The following is a 14527-nucleotide window of genomic DNA, read 5'->3' on the forward strand; positions in this document are numbered from 1 at the left end:
AGGGGCACCAGAGCCGCGGCTCAGGAGACCGCCGCGCGTACCAGCTCGACGACCCGCTTCTCGACCTCGGGGCTCCACGCGCGCAGCGCGTACGCCACCGGCCAGAGGTCACCGTCGTCGAGGTTGGCCGGGTCCTGGAAGCCCAGCGTCGAGTACCGGTAGTTGAACTTCCCGGAGTCCTGGAAGAAGACGACGATCTTGTCGGCGGCGTTCGCGTACGCGGGCATCCCGTACCACGTCTTCGGCGACAGCTCGGGCGCGGCCGTGGTGACCGCCATGTGCACCCGCTCGGCGAGCGCCCGGTCGTCCGGCGCCATCTGTGCGATCCGGTCGAGGACCGCCTGCAACCCGTCGGCCTTCTTGGCGCCCTTCTTGCCCTCGGCGCGCAGTTCGGCCGCACGCTCCTTCATCGCGGCGCGCTCCTCGGCGCTGAAGCCGTCGGAACCGGTCGTGGAGGACTTCGCGGACATGTCAGGCTCCCTCTCGCTCGTCGTGGTCCGGCGTGCTGCCGGCCACCTGCGAAAAGGCTAGGCCCGGACGGCGCGTACGAGCTTCTTGATTCCTGACCGGCTCGGGGCCGGGTGCGCCGGGCGGGACGTCCGGGCCGGTTCGAGGAGCGCTTATGCTCGAACCCGGATCAAGGCGCGTCCCCGGCGGGGCAGGGATCGATTCGAGGGCGGCGGATGAACATCGGGGAGATCGCCCGACGGGCGGGGGTGTCTCGCAGCACGGTGTCGTACGTGCTCAGCGGCAAGCGGACGGTGTCGGAGGCGACCCGGCAGCGGATCCAGGCGGTCATCGACGAGCTGGACTACCGACCGAACGCCAGCGCCCGCGCGCTCAAGGAGGGGCGTACCCGCACCCTCGGGCTGGTGATCCCACCGGCCAGCCAACGGTTGACCGACATGCAGTTGGGCTTCGTCGCCAGCGTCGTCGAGGCCGCCGCCCGACACGACCTCGACGTGCTGCTCTCCCCGTCCGGGGGTGACCACGACCGTTCGTTCGAGCGGATCGTCACCGGGCGTCGGGTCGACGGGGTCGTGCTGATGGAGATCCGGTTGGAGGACGACCGGGTGACCCGGCTGGCCCGTACCGGTCTGCCGTTCGTCACCATCGGCCGCACGGCCGAGGCGCACGCCATGAGCTGGGTCGACATCGACTACGCCGGGTTGATCGCCCGCTGCGTGCACCACCTGGCCGACCTGGGGCACCGGCACGTCGCGCTGGTCAACCGCTCCGCCGAACTGGTGGCGGCGGGTTACGGCCCCAGTCACCGCGCCCTGGCCGGCTTCCAGGCGGCGGTGGCCGAGCGGGGCCTCGTCGGCACCGACGTCTGCTGCGGCGACGACACCGCCTCCGGCGAGGCCTGCGTGGAGCAGTTGCTCGTCACCCATCCGGAGATCACGGCGGTGGCCACCATCAACGAGGCGGCGCTGCCCGGGATGCAGCGCGCGCTGACCGCCGCCGGGCTGGCCGTGCCGGCGGACTTCTCCGTCACCGGCGTCGCCGCCCAGCACTGGGCGGAGGACTTCCGGCCGCCTCTGACGGCCGCGGACGTACCCATGCGGGAGATGGGCGCGGAGGCGGTGTCGCTGCTGCTGGAGATCATCGCGGCCCCCGGCAGCCTGCCGCGGCACCGCCTCTACAGCCCACCCATCTCGCTGCGATCCAGCACCGGACCGGTCCGGGTCCGCTGACCCGGACCGCTGCGCCGGCCGCGCGCGACCACGCCGCCGACCACATCGGCCACGCAGCCGCGCGGCCATGCCGGCCCGGTCACCGCCGCGCGGCCCGGCGCTCCTGCTGCGCGGCGGCGAGAATGAGGTAGCTGCTGGCGGTCCAGGTGTACGCGCGGTCGCGCAGTCCCGCACCGGTTTCGGCGTCGAAGTTCTCCGCGAAGCCCGACTTCTCGCAGAGCGCCAGGAAGCGCTGGCTGATGTCATCGGCGATCGCGGTGTGCCCGGCCCGCCGGAGGCCGTCCTCGACCAGCACGGTGGAGGGCGCCCAGATCGGGCCCCGCCAGTAGCCGTCGGCGAGGTAGTGGACCGAGTCCGTCGGCTCGGTCGCCAGCCCGTGGGTGGTGAGGTGGGTCTCGATGCCGCGGGCCAGCGCGTCGGCGATCGGGGTGGGCAGGTCGGCGCCGAGCGCGACGGGCATCAGGTCGAGCAGGCTGCGGCTGGTCCGCCGCTGCCCGGTGTGCGGGCTACGGGCGGCGAAACGCTCGCCGTCCCACAGCTCCCGAAGCATCGCGGCACGGATCCGGTCCGCCTCCCGGTGCCACCGGTCGGCCGGCTCGCCCAGCTCGGCGGCGAGGTCGGCCAGGCAGTCCAACTGCGAGACGAGGAACGCCGCCAGGTCGGCGGTCTGGAGGACCCGGTGGTCGTCGAAGGTGGTGGCGTTGTCCCAGCCGCTGTCGTTGCCGTGCTGGTAGTGCGGCAGGTCCTGACCGGGGGCGCGGCGCGCGTCCAACCAGAATCCGGTCCAGCGGGCCAGCCGGTCGTACGTCTGCGCGAGCGCCGCCCGGTCCGGCGGGTGGGGAAGGCGGCGGCGCAGGTGCCGTAGCGCCCAGCCGTGGATGGGGGGTTTGACGTAGTTGTGCAGGACCTCGGAGTGGGTGACCGAGTCGGGGAGGGCGCCTGCGGCGTCCTGGTGGTCGAAGGGCAGGTGGAACTGGTGCCAGGCCAGCTCCGGCTCACCGGCCGCCAGGGCGATCGCGTTGAAGCAGTGGTCCCAGCTCCACACCTTGTCCATCCAGTGCTTGGACATCAGGACGGCCGGTCGGGTGACGAAGCCCGCCGGGTCCACGGTGGCGGACCACAGCACGTACGCGGCCAGTTCGGCGGCCGGGGTGTCCTTCCCGCGCCACGGCGCGACCGCGTCGACGAACGCGGCGAACTCGGCGCTGCGGTGCTGGCACACCTGGTCGAAGGGGACGGCCGTGGCGTACGGCCGGCGCGCGGTGGCGTACTCCTCGATGGCGATTTCCCACGGTTCGTCACCGGCGAGGTCGAGGGACCGTTCGGCGGTGCCGAGCGCCTCGACGCCGTCGGCGTGGCGCAGCGCCCCGGTGAGGACCGTGACCCGGTAGCGACGCCCGGTCTCGTACGAGGTGAACACGTGCGAGCCGTCGACCGGGTCGAGGTAGAGGTAGCTGCCGCTGAACGGGGTGAGCGTGCCCGCCGCCGCCGCGATCCGCAGGCCGAGCCGCCGACCCCGGATCCGCAGGGTGTCCGGTCCGTCGAAGACGGCCTCGATCTGACCGGCTCCGGCGCGCCAGGTCAGCAGCGCGGGGGTGGCGACGACGGTGGCGTCCGGGGCGGCGGGGGAGAGGCGGAGCACCGGGTGCAGCCCGGTCTGGTGCGACACCAGGTGCAGGTCGTCGGCGTACGTCTTCTCGGCGACCACGGGGGAGATGTTGAGCCAGGATCCCCGGTAGCTGAACGGGATGTCCTGGATGGCGAACTCCGGACCGGACGGGGCGACAGTCATGGGTGGCGGCTGCCTTTCTGTGGTGCGGATGGTCAGTCCTTGACGGCGCCGGCGGTCACGCCCATCGAGACGTACCGCTGAGCGAGGATCAGCAGGACGGCTGCGGGGACGGAGGCGACCACAGCGGTGGCCATGATGGCGTTCCACTGCTGGTTGTTGTTGCCGATGTAGTGGTAGATGCCGAGGGTGATCGGTTGGTGGTCGCCGCCACCGGCGAGGGTCGAGGCGAAGATGAAGTCCGACCAGGACCACAGGAAGGCGAACAGCGACACCGTGACGATCGAGTTGCGGCTGACCGGCAGCACGATCGACCAGAAGGTACGCAGCCGACCCGCGCCGTCGACCACGGCGGCCTGGAGCAGCTCGTCGGGGATGCCGGACATGAAGGCCGTGAAGATCAGGACGGCGAACGGCACCGCGAGCGTGGTGTCGGCCAGGATCAGGCCGGGCAGGGTGTTCAGGACGCCGAGGGTGAGGTAGATGGCGTAGAAGCCCATCGCCATGATGATCCCGGGGATCATCTGGGCGATCAGCAGCAGGAAGCTCAGTACCGCCCCACCGGGTGGGCGCAGCTTCGCGAGCGCGTACCCGGCGGGGGCGGCGAGCGCCACCGTCAGCGCCACCGTCCCGAGCCCGACCACGAAGCTGGTGCCCAGGTAGGGGAGTTGCTGGTCGAGGACGGCCCGGTAGCCGTCCAGGGTGCCGTTGGTCGGGAACAGGTGCGGCGGGCTGGCCCGCATGTCCTGGTCCCGGGTGAACGACACGTTGATCATCCAGTAGACGGGGAAGAGCATCAGCCCGGTCAGCGCCAGGCCGACGAGGGTCTTCCACCAGACCCGACGCGGTGAGGTGGTCATCGTAGGTGCTGCCTCCGTTGGAACCGGATGTAGCCGAGCCCGGCGATCAGCGCCAGCACGATGAGCAGGTTGCCGACGGCGGCGCCCGGCCCGAACTCGGGCAGCAGGTTGCCGAAGCCGAGACGGTACGACCAGGTGGCGAGCGTGGCGGAGGAACCGCTCGGGCCGCCCCTGGTCATGATCCAGATGATGTCGAAGACCTTCAGCGTGTAGATCAGCCCGAGCAGCAGGGTGATCGCGGAGACCGGGCGCAGCAGCGGGAAGGTGATCGACCAGAACCGTTGCCAGCCGGACGCGCCGTCGAGCGCGGACGCCTCGTACACCTCGACCGGGATCGCCTGTAGGCCGCTGTAGAGGACCACCAGGTTGAAGGGGATGCCGATCCAGATGTTGGCGATGATCACCGAGGTGAGCGACCAGGTCGGCGAGGTGAGCCAGTTGACCGGGTCGACCCCGACCGCTCCGAGCGCGGCGTTGACCAGGCCCGAGTCGCTGTTGAGCAGCCACGACCAGGTCGAGGCGGACACGATCAGCGGCAGCAGCCACGGTACGAGGATCAGCGCCCGCAGGGTGCCCGACAGCGGGAAGTGCTGGCGGAAGAAGAGCGCCAGGGCCATGCCGATGCCGAACTGGAAGACGAGCGACGCGCCGGTGAAGACCAGAGTGTGCGTCAACGTGGGCCAGAACGCCGGATCGGTCAGCACGGTGCGGTAGTTGTCCAGGCCGGCGAAGGGCGCGCCACCCTGCACGAACGACCGGACGGTGTACTCGCGCAGGCTCAGCTCGACGTTGCGGTAGAGCGGGTAGGCGTAGAAGGCCAGCAGGTAGCCGACCGTCGGCGCCAGGAAGCCCCACGCCAGCCAGCGGCCGGGACGGCGGGTACGGCGCGCGGGAGGCCCGGGTGGGGCGGCGTCCGCCGCCCCACCGTGGCCCCGCGTGGTGGGGGTGGTCTGTGTCGTGGGGGTCATGTCGTCGTTCGGCGCGCTTACTTGCTCGCGGCCGTGGCCTGCGCGGCGGTCAGTGCCTCCTGGGGCGACTTCCCACCGCTGAGCGCGGCCTGCATGGCGGTCCACAGGGGCTCGGAGATCTTCGGGTACTTCGTGCCGAGGTTGTCGCCGGTGCGGCCCTTCGCCGCCCGGACCGCCTCCACCCAGACCTTGAGCTTGGGGTTCTCGGCGGCCTGCCGGTCCTGGACGGCGGCCACCGGCGCGACGTAGGAGAGCGTGGTGTCGGTGGTCAGGAGGTTGTCGGCGCTGGTCAGGCAGGTGACGAGCTGCTGCGACGTCGCGTACCGGCCGGTTTTCTTCTGCACCGGGATCGAGACGAACTCGCCGCCGGTCGGGGCCGGGGCCGGCCCGCCCGCGCTGGCCGGGATCGCGATGGTGCCGTACGAGAAGCCCAGCTTCTCGGCGTTCGCGAGCTGCCAGGTGCCGTTCTCGGCGAACGCGAAGTCACCGCTGGCGAACTCCTGCCAGCTGGTGGTCTGGGTGTTGTTGATGACCGAGTTCGGCGCGAGGCCCTGCTTCAGCCAGTCGGTCCAGAGCGTCAACGCGGCGACCGCCTGCGGCGAGTCGAGGCTGGTCAACTGCGCGCCCGAGCCCCAGAACCAGGGCAGGAACTGGAAGCTTCCCTCCTCGGTGCCGATCGCCGAGAACGTGATGCCCTTCTTGCCCTTGGCCTTGACCTTCGTCAGCGCCGTGGTCAGCGACGTCCAGTCGGTGACCGAGGCCGGGTCGACACCGGCGGCGGTGAGCAGGTCCTTGTTGTAGTAGAGCGCGAGCGTGTTGGCGCCGATCGGCACCCCGTACGTCTTGCCGCCACTCTGGCCGGCGCCGAGCAGGTTCGGCGCCATGCTCGAGGTGTCCAGCTTGTTCTCTTCGGTCGTGGTGAGCGCGCCGGCCTCGGCCAGGGTGGAGATGACCGGGTTGTCGACGATCAACACGTCCGGGGAGTTGCCCTGCTGGGCGGCGAGCAGCGCCTTGTTGGTCAGGTCGGTGGTGTCGTAGCCGGTCCGCTCGACGGTCACGCCCGCCGAGGTTCCGCACTTCTTGAGCAGGGCCACCCAGTCCGAGTCGTCGGCGAACTGGGGGTACGGATCCCAGACGAGGTAGGCGCCGCCGTCGTCGCCGGAGTCCTTGGCCGACGACGAGCAGGCGCTCGCCGTCACGGCGGCCAGTGCTATCACGGCGACGGCGACCAGTCGCCGCCGTCGGTGGAGTCGGGTCATGTGCTGCCTCACTTCAACTCGATCGGGTGGTGGGGTCGTGGGTTGACCGTCGCGGGCCGGACCGGGTCCGACCATGAGGCGAACCGATTCGACGAACCGGTTCGCACGAAGATAGGACCGGCCGCATCCGATGGTCAAGGGTTGACCGCGTGCCTGGTGGCGAGCGCTGGGAAACGCCGGCTTCACCGGATCGTCACTTCATTGACATGAATGAGTCCCCGACCTACGATCCCTGCGAATCGATTCGCAAGCGCAGCCCTCCGGAGAGCGTCCCCCGCGCCCCACCAAGGAGCCGCCCGTGAAAACCCCGTCCCGCAGCAGGCCCGGCCGAGCCCACGCGCTCGTCGCCCGACTCGTCGTCGGCCTGCTCGCCGCCACCACGGCCGTCACCGTCGCCGCGTCCCCCGCCCAGGCCGCCGACGAGTCGATCAGCGTGAACTTCTCCACGACCACCGGAACACCGACCTACCGCGCGTCCGGCTGGATCTACGGCATGACCGAGAACGCCAGCGGCCCGCCCGACCACTTCTACCGCGACGTGAAGTTCCAGTACATGCGCGCCGGTGGCGCGCAGCTTCCCGGCAGCGGCTGGGTCGGCGGCAACTACGACCGGCGCTGGAACTCCACCCTGGCCCAGGCCCGCCGGACGGTCGCCCTCGGCGGGCAGTTCATCATCCTGCCGCACGACCTGTGGGGCGCCGACGGCGCGGGCATCTCCCGCTTCCCCGGCGACAACGGCAACTGGACCGACTACGACAACTTCCTGACCCGGCTCATCGGCGACGTCCGGGCGTCCGGACTGTCGGTGCAGTGGGACATCTGGAACGAACCCAACATCACCATCTTCTGGAACCGGCCGATCTCCCAGTACCTCGAACTCTGGCGGCGTACGTACCAGCGGCTGCGCGCCGAGTTCCCCAACCAGCTCATCGTCGGGCCGAGCTGCGCCTGCGTGCCGTCCACCAACCACGCCTTCTGGAACCAGTACCTGGACTTCGTGCGCTCGACGAACACCGTGCCGGACATCATCAGCTGGCACTCCCTGCCGGGTGACCCGGTCGCCAACGTGGCGGCCGCCAACGCCACCCTCGACCCGCGTGGCATCCCGCATCCCCGGCCGTACCAGATCAACGAGTACGGGGCGACCAACGAACAGAACCCGGCCGACGGCGCCTGGTACATCGCCCGCCTGGAGCGGGCCCGGGCGGACGGACTGCGGGCCAACTGGGCCAGCGCCGGCAACCTGCACAACGACCTCGGCAACCTGCTCACCCGCAACTCGGCCGGGCAGCACCAGCCCAAGGGCGAGTGGTGGGTCTACCGCTACTACGCCGGGCAGACCGGGGAGATCATGTCGGTGACCGGCAGCCAGTCCTACGACGCGTACGCCACAAAGGCGAGCGGGGTGGCGAAGGTCCTGGTCGGTGGTGGTCGGACGACCGGGAACCTGGCCGTCAACCTGCAACGCCTCGACACCACGAGCGGCGTGGTGCAGAACAACCAGGTGCGGGTGCTCACGCAGCGCATCCCGTACAACAACGGCGGCGCGGTGCAGGGGCCGGTCACGGTCTCTAACAGCGTCGTCAATGTGTCGAACAACAACGTCACGGTGAACCTGCCGTACGGCAACCAGAACGACACGTACACGGTGACCCTGCTGCCGCCCGCCGAGGCGGGCTTCCAGTCGGTGGCGGTGGCCCAGCACTCACAGCAGTGCCTGGACAACACCAACCTGAGCGCCGCCGACGGCAACGCCCAGCAGCAGTACTACTGCGAGGGCGGTGACCAGCAGCTCTGGAACTTCCGGCCGGTCGCCGGCGTGGCCAACACGTACACGCTGGTCAACCAGCAGAGCGGCAAGTGCCTCGACGTCAGCGGCGGCTCCACCGCCAACTCCGCCGCGGTGATCCAGCAGACCTGCCAGAACGCGACGAGCCAGCAGTTCACCCTCCGCAAGGTGACCTACTCCGGCAACGACGCGCACGACTACCAGCTCGTGGCCCGGCACAGCGGCAAGTGCGTCGACGTCAACGGGGTGTCCACGGCGGCCCGGGCGGTCGTCATCCAGTGGCCCTGCAACGCGGTCGGCCAGGGCAGCCCGCTGAACCAGACCTGGCGTCTCTGGGGTCGGTAGGGGAGGCACGTCAACCTCGGCGGTGGCCGCCGGCACGGGTGGCCACCGCCGAGGTTCCCGCCGACCGGTCTTTCATTGACACTGATCAAAATACGCTCCTACCATCGCTACGAATCGATTCGCCCGCCCCGCCACCACCCCCGCGGCGCGTCGGCACACCCCGTGCGCTGCCACGACTCTTCAGGAGCCACCCCGTGCGTACCCCGTCCCCCGTCGGGCCCGGCCTGGCCCGCGATCCCATCCCGAGACGTCGCCCCGGACGCCTGGCCATGCTGGCCGGCGCGCTGGCCGGCGCCCTCGTCCTCGTCACCGTCGGCGCCACGGCCGGCGCCTCGTCGTCCGCCGCGGAGGCCGCGGCGATTGCCGCGGCCATCACGCCGGGGCAGAGCACCACCATCGTCGGCGCGGCGTCCGGCCGGTGCCTGGAGGTTCCCAACTCCAGCACCACCAACGGCACCCAGACCCAGCTCTGGGACTGCACCGGCGCGGCCGGCCAGACCTGGACCTGGACGTCGAGCAAGCAGCTCACCGTGTACGGCAACAAGTGCCTGGACGCGTCCGGCCGGGGCACCACCAACGGCACCCAGGCGATCATCTGGGACTGCAACGGCCAGACGAACCAGCAGTGGAACGTCAACAGCAACGGCACCATCACCGGCGTGCAGTCCGGGCTGTGCCTCGACGCCAACGGGGCCGGCACCGCGAACGGCACGAAGATCATCCTTTGGGCCTGCAACGGCGGCGCCAACCAGCAGTGGGCCTCGCCGAGCACCCCGCCCACGACCACCCCGCCGCCGACCACCACCCCGCCCCCGGCCGGCGCACGCCCGTGCGACATCTACGCCGCCGGCGGCACCCCGTGCGTCGCGGCGCACAGCACCACGCGGGCCCTCTACCAGGCGTACGCCGGCAACCTCTACCAGGTCCGGCGCTCGTCGGACAACACCACCCGTAACATCGGGCTGACCGGTACCGGCGGCACCGCCAACGCGGCGACGCAGGACTCGTTCTGCTCCGGCACGACGTGTGTGATCACGGTGGTGTTCGACCAGTCGGGGCGCGGCAACGACCTTTGGTACCAGGGGTCGAGCGTGGTCCCGGGCTCGCCGCAGAGCAAGCCGGCCGTCGCGACCTCGGAGTCGCTGACCGTGGGCGGTGCCAAGGCGTACTCGCTCTACATCAACCCGGGCAACAGCTACTGGCGGGACGGGCACCTGACCGGCGTGCCGACCGGCGCCGCGCCGGAGGGCATGTACATGGTGACCAGCGGCACCCACGTCAACAGCGGCTGCTGCTTCGACTACGGCAACAGCGAGACGACGCGCAAGGCCGACGCCGCCGGGGCGATGGACGCCATCAACTTCAGCAAGCAGTGCTGGTTCGGCGGTTGCTCCGGCTCGGGCCCGTGGGTGCAGGCCGACCTGGAGTGGGGTCTGTTCCCGGGTGGCAGTAGCTCGTGGAACCCGAACCAGCGGGCGTTCACCAGCAAGTTCGTCACGGCGACGTTGAAGAACAACGGCACGTCCCGCTTCGCCATCAAGGGCAGTGACGCGCAGGCGGGCAGCCTCTACACGTTGTATGACGGCTCCCTGCCGCCCGGCTACAGCCCGATGAAGAAGCAGGGCGCGATCATCCTGGGCAGCGGCGGCGACTGCTGCAAGCCCGACGGCGGCGCGAACCTGAGCGCCGGCACGTTCTACGAGGGCGCCATGGTGGCGGGCTACCCGTCCGACGCGACCGAGAACGCGGTGCAGGCCAGCGTGGTGAGCGCCGGCTACCGCTGACGATGATCAGGAGGTCGGTTCCTCCGCCGGTCGCACGGCCGGCGGGGGACCGACCTCGCTCAGCGCGGTTCGCACGATGTCCAGCAGGTCGTGACCCGGGTGGTCGATCCAGTGCTGCATGGCGACGCGCAGGACGGCCAGGAAGGTCGCGGTCAACAGGCGGGCCCGCAGCGCAGCCTCGTCGCCGGTGAGGCGCTGCGCGATCTCGGCCGCCAACTCGCGTTCGATCGCGGTGTACGCCGCGACCTGGTGTGCGGCCAGGCCCGGGTGCCCGCGCAACTGCCGGCGTCGGGTCAGCCAGTCGTGGTCGCGGTCGCCCGACGACTCCGCGGTGAGGTGTTCGGCCGCCCGGCCCAGCACGGTCCATGGCGGCTCGCCCGCCGGTCGTTCGCGCACCAACTGCAACAGTCTGCGCAGGCGCAGGGTGTCGCCGTAGAAGAGCGCCTCCTCCTTGTTCGAGAAGTAGTTCGAGAACGTCCGCCGGGAGACGTTGGCGGCGTCGGCGATCGCCTCGACGGTCACGCTCTCGGGGCCCAGCTCAGCCGCGAGGCGCAGGGCCGACTCGTGCAGGGCCAGGCGGGTCGCCGCCTTCTTGCGCTCCCGCAGCCCGGTGATCTCGTCCATCGCGCTCAGCGTACGTCGAGTGACCGGCTTCTCAATGGGCAAACTTGCCGACCGGGCAAGATCGGTAGATGCTTGCGTGAGGCAACCAACTCAGGTGTGCGGATGTCCGTGTCCGGACCCCGGCGTACGCCTGGTTGTCGTTCTGCAACCCACGACAAGCGGGAGGACGCGCGATGAGCGCACCCACCACCACGCCCGGCGCCGAGCCGATGAGCCATCGGCAGACCCTCGAGGCGCTCAGCGGCCTGCTGCTGGTGCTCTTCGTCGCGATGCTGAGCAGCACCGTCGTCTCGACCGCGCTCCCCAAGATCATTGGCGCGTTGAACGGCTCGCAGACCCAGTACACCTGGGTGGTCACCGCGACCCTGCTCACCGCGACCGCCACCACCCCGATCTGGGGCAAGCTGGCCGACCTGTTCAGCAAGAAGCTGCTCATCCAGGTCGCCATCGTGGTGTTCCTGCTGGGCTCGATCATCGCCGGCTTCTCGCAGAGCGCCGGCCAGCTCATCGCGGCCCGCGCCTTCCAGGGCATCGGGGTCGGCGGCCTGCAGGCCCTCGTCCAGGTGGCGATCGCCGCCATGATCCCGCCGCGCGAGCGGGGCCGCTACAACGGCTACCTCGGCGGCGTCATGGCGGTGGCCACCGTCGGCGGCCCGCTGCTCGGCGGCCTCATCGTCGACACGTCCTGGCTCGGCTGGCGCTGGTGCTTCTTCGTCGGTGTGCCGGTCGCCATCATCGCGCTGATCCTGCTCCAGGTGACCCTGCACCTGCCGACGTTCCGGCGGGACAACGTCAAGATCGATTACCTGGGTGCGAGCCTGATCGCCGCCGGCGTGAGCGTGCTGCTGATCTGGATCTCCTTCGTCGACAGCTCGTTCGCCTGGCTCTCCTGGCAGACCGCGGCCATGGTGCTCGGCTCGCTCCTCCTGCTCGCCCTGGCGGTCTGGGTCGAGTCGCGGGCGGCCGAGCCCGTCGTCCCGCTCGCCATCGTGCGCGAGCACACCACCGCCCTGGCCATCCTGGGCAGCCTCGCGGTCGGCATGGCCATGTTCGGAGGCGCGGTCTTCCTCGGCCAGTACTTCCAGATCGGCCGCGGCTACAGCCCGACCGAGGCCGGCCTGCTCACCATCCCGATGATGGCCGGCGTGCTCGGCTCCTCCATCATCGCGGGCCGGCTGATCACCCGGACCGGCCGGATCAAGCCGTACATCGTCGCCGGGTCGATCATCCTGGTCGTCGGGTTCGGCCTGCTCGGCACCATCGACCACGAGACCTCCCTGGTGCTGGTCGGCGTCGGCATGTTCATCGTCGGCACCGGCGTCGGCATGACCATGCAGAACCTCGTCCTGGCCGTCCAGAACACGGTGGCCCTCAAGGACATCGGCGCGGCCAGCTCCAGCGTCGCGTTCTTCCGGTCGCTCGGTGGCGCGGTCGGCGTCTCCGTGCTCGGCGCCGTGCTGGCCCACCGGGTCACCGACCAGATCACCCGCGACCTGACCGCCGCCGGGATCCCCGCCTCCGGCAGCGGCGGCGACAGCAACCTCAACATCACCGCGTTGCCCGACGGGGTCCAGCACATCGTGCGCGCCGCGTACGGCGACGCCACCGGCCACATCTTCCTCATCTCCGCGGCCATCGGGGTGGTCGGCGTCATCGCCGCGCTCCTACTCCGGCCGGTCACCCTGCGGACCAGCCTCGACCTGCCGGACGCCGCCACGGCGGCGGCGGTGGCCGCCGACGCGGTCGACGGGGCGCCCGCTTTCGACCAGGTTGCCGCTGAGGCCGCGGCAAAGGGAGGACCCGAGCGGCGCTAACGTTTCCGGAGCGCAGAACCAGGGGCCGCCACCGTCACCGACGGTGGCGGCCTGCTGGCCGACGAGGATTGAATCGAGACGCCTGTGGGAACCACCGAGCTGACGGCGTCGAGGCCGGTGACGCCCGCTCGGCGGACCACGTCGGTGCGCCGGGCGATGCGCGAGCTGCTGCTGGTCAGCACGCTGTTCCTGCTCTACAAGGCGGCGCGGACGGTGGTGGCCGGTCGGGTGTCGAGCGCGCTCGCCAACGGTGAGTCGGTCTGGCGTCTGGAGCGGCTGCTGCGCCTGCCCGACGAGGCCGTCGTCCAGCACCCCGTGCTCGCACACACCCTGCTGGCCCACCTGGCCAACGGCTACTACGCGTACGTGCACTTCCCGGCCACGGCGCTCACCCTGATCTGGCTCTACCTGCGGCATCCGGAGCGTTACCTGCGCACCCGCCGCGCGCTCGCCGTGCTCACCCTGGCGGCGCTGGTGGTGCACGTCGCGGTCCCGCTCGCACCGCCCCGGCTCACCGCGCTGACCGCCATGGTGGACACCGGCAGCCGGTACGGGCCCGCCGTCTACGGACCCCCCGACACCGACGTGATCAGCAACCAGTACGCGGCCATGCCCTCTCTGCACGTCGGGTGGGCACTGGCCGTGGCCGTCGCGCTCGTCGCGGTGACCCGGGGACGCCTCCGGTGGCTGTGGCTGGCCCACCCGCTCGTCACCCTGTTCGTCGTCGTGGCCACCGGCAACCACTACTGGCTCGACGGTGTGGTGGCGGCGCTGATGTTCGGCGTCGTCCACCGTGTCCTGCCCGCACCAGCGCAGCCTGGTGACGCCGAGCCGGACGTCAGCCCACCGGCACCCCGTACTCGCGTTCGGTGAACAGGTCGACGTCGCGCGGACCCAGCTTGGCGACCCGGCGGGCGTGCAGGGCGAGGTGCCGGCGGGCCTCGCCGAGCCGGCGGCTCGCGATGGTCATCTTGTCGGACGCCTCGAACGGCTCGCTCCCGCTGGCCTGCAACGCGGCGGCCAGCACGGCGTGGTACGCGGTCATCAGCCCGTTGGCGAGCGCGATGCCGTCCTGGTCCGCACGCGTCCAGATCTCCGACCAGGCGGCCTCCACGGTGACCATGTCCCGGGCCAGCCAGTCGTGCAGCCCCATCGGCCCCAGGGGCTTGTGCCCGCCGATCAGGTCGTTGCCCGCCTCCGGCAGGCCCGACCGCCAGTACCGGGTCTGTCGCAGCGCCTCGGCCTTGTGGGCCAGGCGTAGCGCGCCCGACAGCACCAGGACGTACGCCCGCTGAAGCTCGGCCCGTTCGCGCTGGCGTCGCTTGACCCGGCTGTGCGTCCACACGACGAGGAGCGAGGCGCAGGCGGTGATCGCGGAGCCGAGCAGAGCGGCCAGGGTTGAGTTCACGCGGACATGATGCCTGCCGCCGATCGGCGTCGCCGCGCGGGCTCGGGGCCCTCCGGTACGGGCCTCGTCGGCGTGCTCCGGTACGGCTTGACGTACGACATGTTATCGCTCACAGTCGATGTCGAGGCGACCGCACCCATGGCTCACCGGGCGAGCCATCCGCTTCGGTCCCGCACCATCCGGACGTCCC

Annotated in this window: 12 protein-coding genes; 5 read left to right on the top strand and 7 right to left on the bottom strand. The window is 70.8% G+C overall.

Annotated elements, in window-relative coordinates; translation table 11 throughout:
- Positions 1–20: 20 nt before the first annotated feature.
- Positions 21–470, bottom strand: coding sequence for an iron chaperone (locus AC3EN4_RS27320; RefSeq protein ID WP_435208926.1), 450 nt, complete (start codon positions 468–470; stop codon positions 21–23).
- Positions 471–683: 213 nt separating this feature from the next.
- Between AC3EN4_RS27320 and AC3EN4_RS27325 the strand changes: the two genes are divergently transcribed.
- Positions 684–1697: a LacI family DNA-binding transcriptional regulator gene (locus tag AC3EN4_RS27325; protein WP_435208928.1), complete on the top strand. Its 1014-nt coding sequence runs from the start codon at positions 684–686 to the stop codon at positions 1695–1697.
- A gap of 79 nt (positions 1698–1776) precedes the next feature.
- Here AC3EN4_RS27325 and AC3EN4_RS27330 read toward each other — a convergent pair whose 3' ends face one another.
- The 4 genes from AC3EN4_RS27330 to AC3EN4_RS27345 are packed head-to-tail and all read right to left on the bottom strand — an operon-like array spanning position 1777 to position 6573.
- Complete coding sequence (locus tag AC3EN4_RS27330; RefSeq protein ID WP_435208929.1) at positions 1777–3489, bottom strand: amylo-alpha-1,6-glucosidase; 1713 nt, start codon at positions 3487–3489, stop codon at positions 1777–1779.
- 32 nt (positions 3490–3521) lie between these two features.
- On the bottom strand, positions 3522–4346 hold the full coding sequence (locus tag AC3EN4_RS27335; protein WP_435208931.1) for a carbohydrate ABC transporter permease: 825 nt from the start codon (positions 4344–4346) through the stop codon (positions 3522–3524).
- Positions 4343–5314 carry a carbohydrate ABC transporter permease gene (locus tag AC3EN4_RS27340; protein WP_435208933.1) on the bottom strand — a complete coding sequence of 324 codons (972 nt, stop codon included), beginning with the start codon at positions 5312–5314 and terminating at the stop codon, positions 4343–4345. The genes AC3EN4_RS27335 and AC3EN4_RS27340 overlap by 4 nt, the downstream gene beginning before the upstream one ends.
- Positions 5315–5331: 17 nt before the next feature.
- On the bottom strand, positions 5332–6573 hold the full coding sequence (locus AC3EN4_RS27345; RefSeq protein ID WP_435208935.1) for a sugar ABC transporter substrate-binding protein: 1242 nt from the start codon (positions 6571–6573) through the stop codon (positions 5332–5334).
- A gap of 298 nt (positions 6574–6871) precedes the next feature.
- Here AC3EN4_RS27345 and AC3EN4_RS27350 point away from each other — a divergent pair, with 298 nt between their 5' ends.
- Together AC3EN4_RS27350 and AC3EN4_RS27355 are read left to right on the top strand one after the other, a co-directional pair.
- The gene (locus AC3EN4_RS27350) at positions 6872–8707 is read left to right on the top strand and encodes an RICIN domain-containing protein (RefSeq protein WP_435208936.1); all 1836 of its coding nucleotides are present in this window, start codon (positions 6872–6874) and stop codon (positions 8705–8707) included.
- Between the two features lie 194 nt (positions 8708–8901).
- On the top strand, positions 8902–10491 hold the full coding sequence (locus AC3EN4_RS27355) for an arabinofuranosidase catalytic domain-containing protein (RefSeq protein ID WP_435208938.1): 1590 nt from the start codon (positions 8902–8904) through the stop codon (positions 10489–10491).
- 6 nt (positions 10492–10497) lie between these two features.
- On the opposite strand, the gene AC3EN4_RS27360 is transcribed toward AC3EN4_RS27355, so the two are convergent.
- On the bottom strand, positions 10498–11115 hold the full coding sequence (locus AC3EN4_RS27360; RefSeq protein WP_435208940.1) for an acyl-CoA-like ligand-binding transcription factor: 618 nt from the start codon (positions 11113–11115) through the stop codon (positions 10498–10500).
- A 173-nt stretch (positions 11116–11288) separates the two neighbouring features.
- Between AC3EN4_RS27360 and AC3EN4_RS27365 the strand changes: the two genes are divergently transcribed.
- Together AC3EN4_RS27365 and AC3EN4_RS27370 are read left to right on the top strand one after the other, a co-directional pair.
- On the top strand, positions 11289–12929 hold the full coding sequence (locus AC3EN4_RS27365; RefSeq protein ID WP_435208942.1) for an MDR family MFS transporter: 1641 nt from the start codon (positions 11289–11291) through the stop codon (positions 12927–12929).
- An 84-nt stretch (positions 12930–13013) separates the two neighbouring features.
- Positions 13014–13802 carry a phosphatase PAP2 family protein gene (locus tag AC3EN4_RS27370; RefSeq protein WP_435208943.1) on the top strand — a complete coding sequence of 263 codons (789 nt, stop codon included), beginning with the start codon at positions 13014–13016 and terminating at the stop codon, positions 13800–13802.
- Here AC3EN4_RS27370 and AC3EN4_RS27375 read toward each other — a convergent pair.
- Entirely contained in the window at positions 13768–14337 is a 570-nt protein-coding gene (locus AC3EN4_RS27375; RefSeq protein ID WP_435208945.1) for a hypothetical protein, read from the bottom strand. The genes AC3EN4_RS27370 and AC3EN4_RS27375 overlap by 35 nt on opposite strands.
- Positions 14338–14527 lie beyond the last annotated feature (190 nt).

The sequence above is a fragment of the Micromonospora sp. bgisy143 genome (assembly GCF_057708145.1).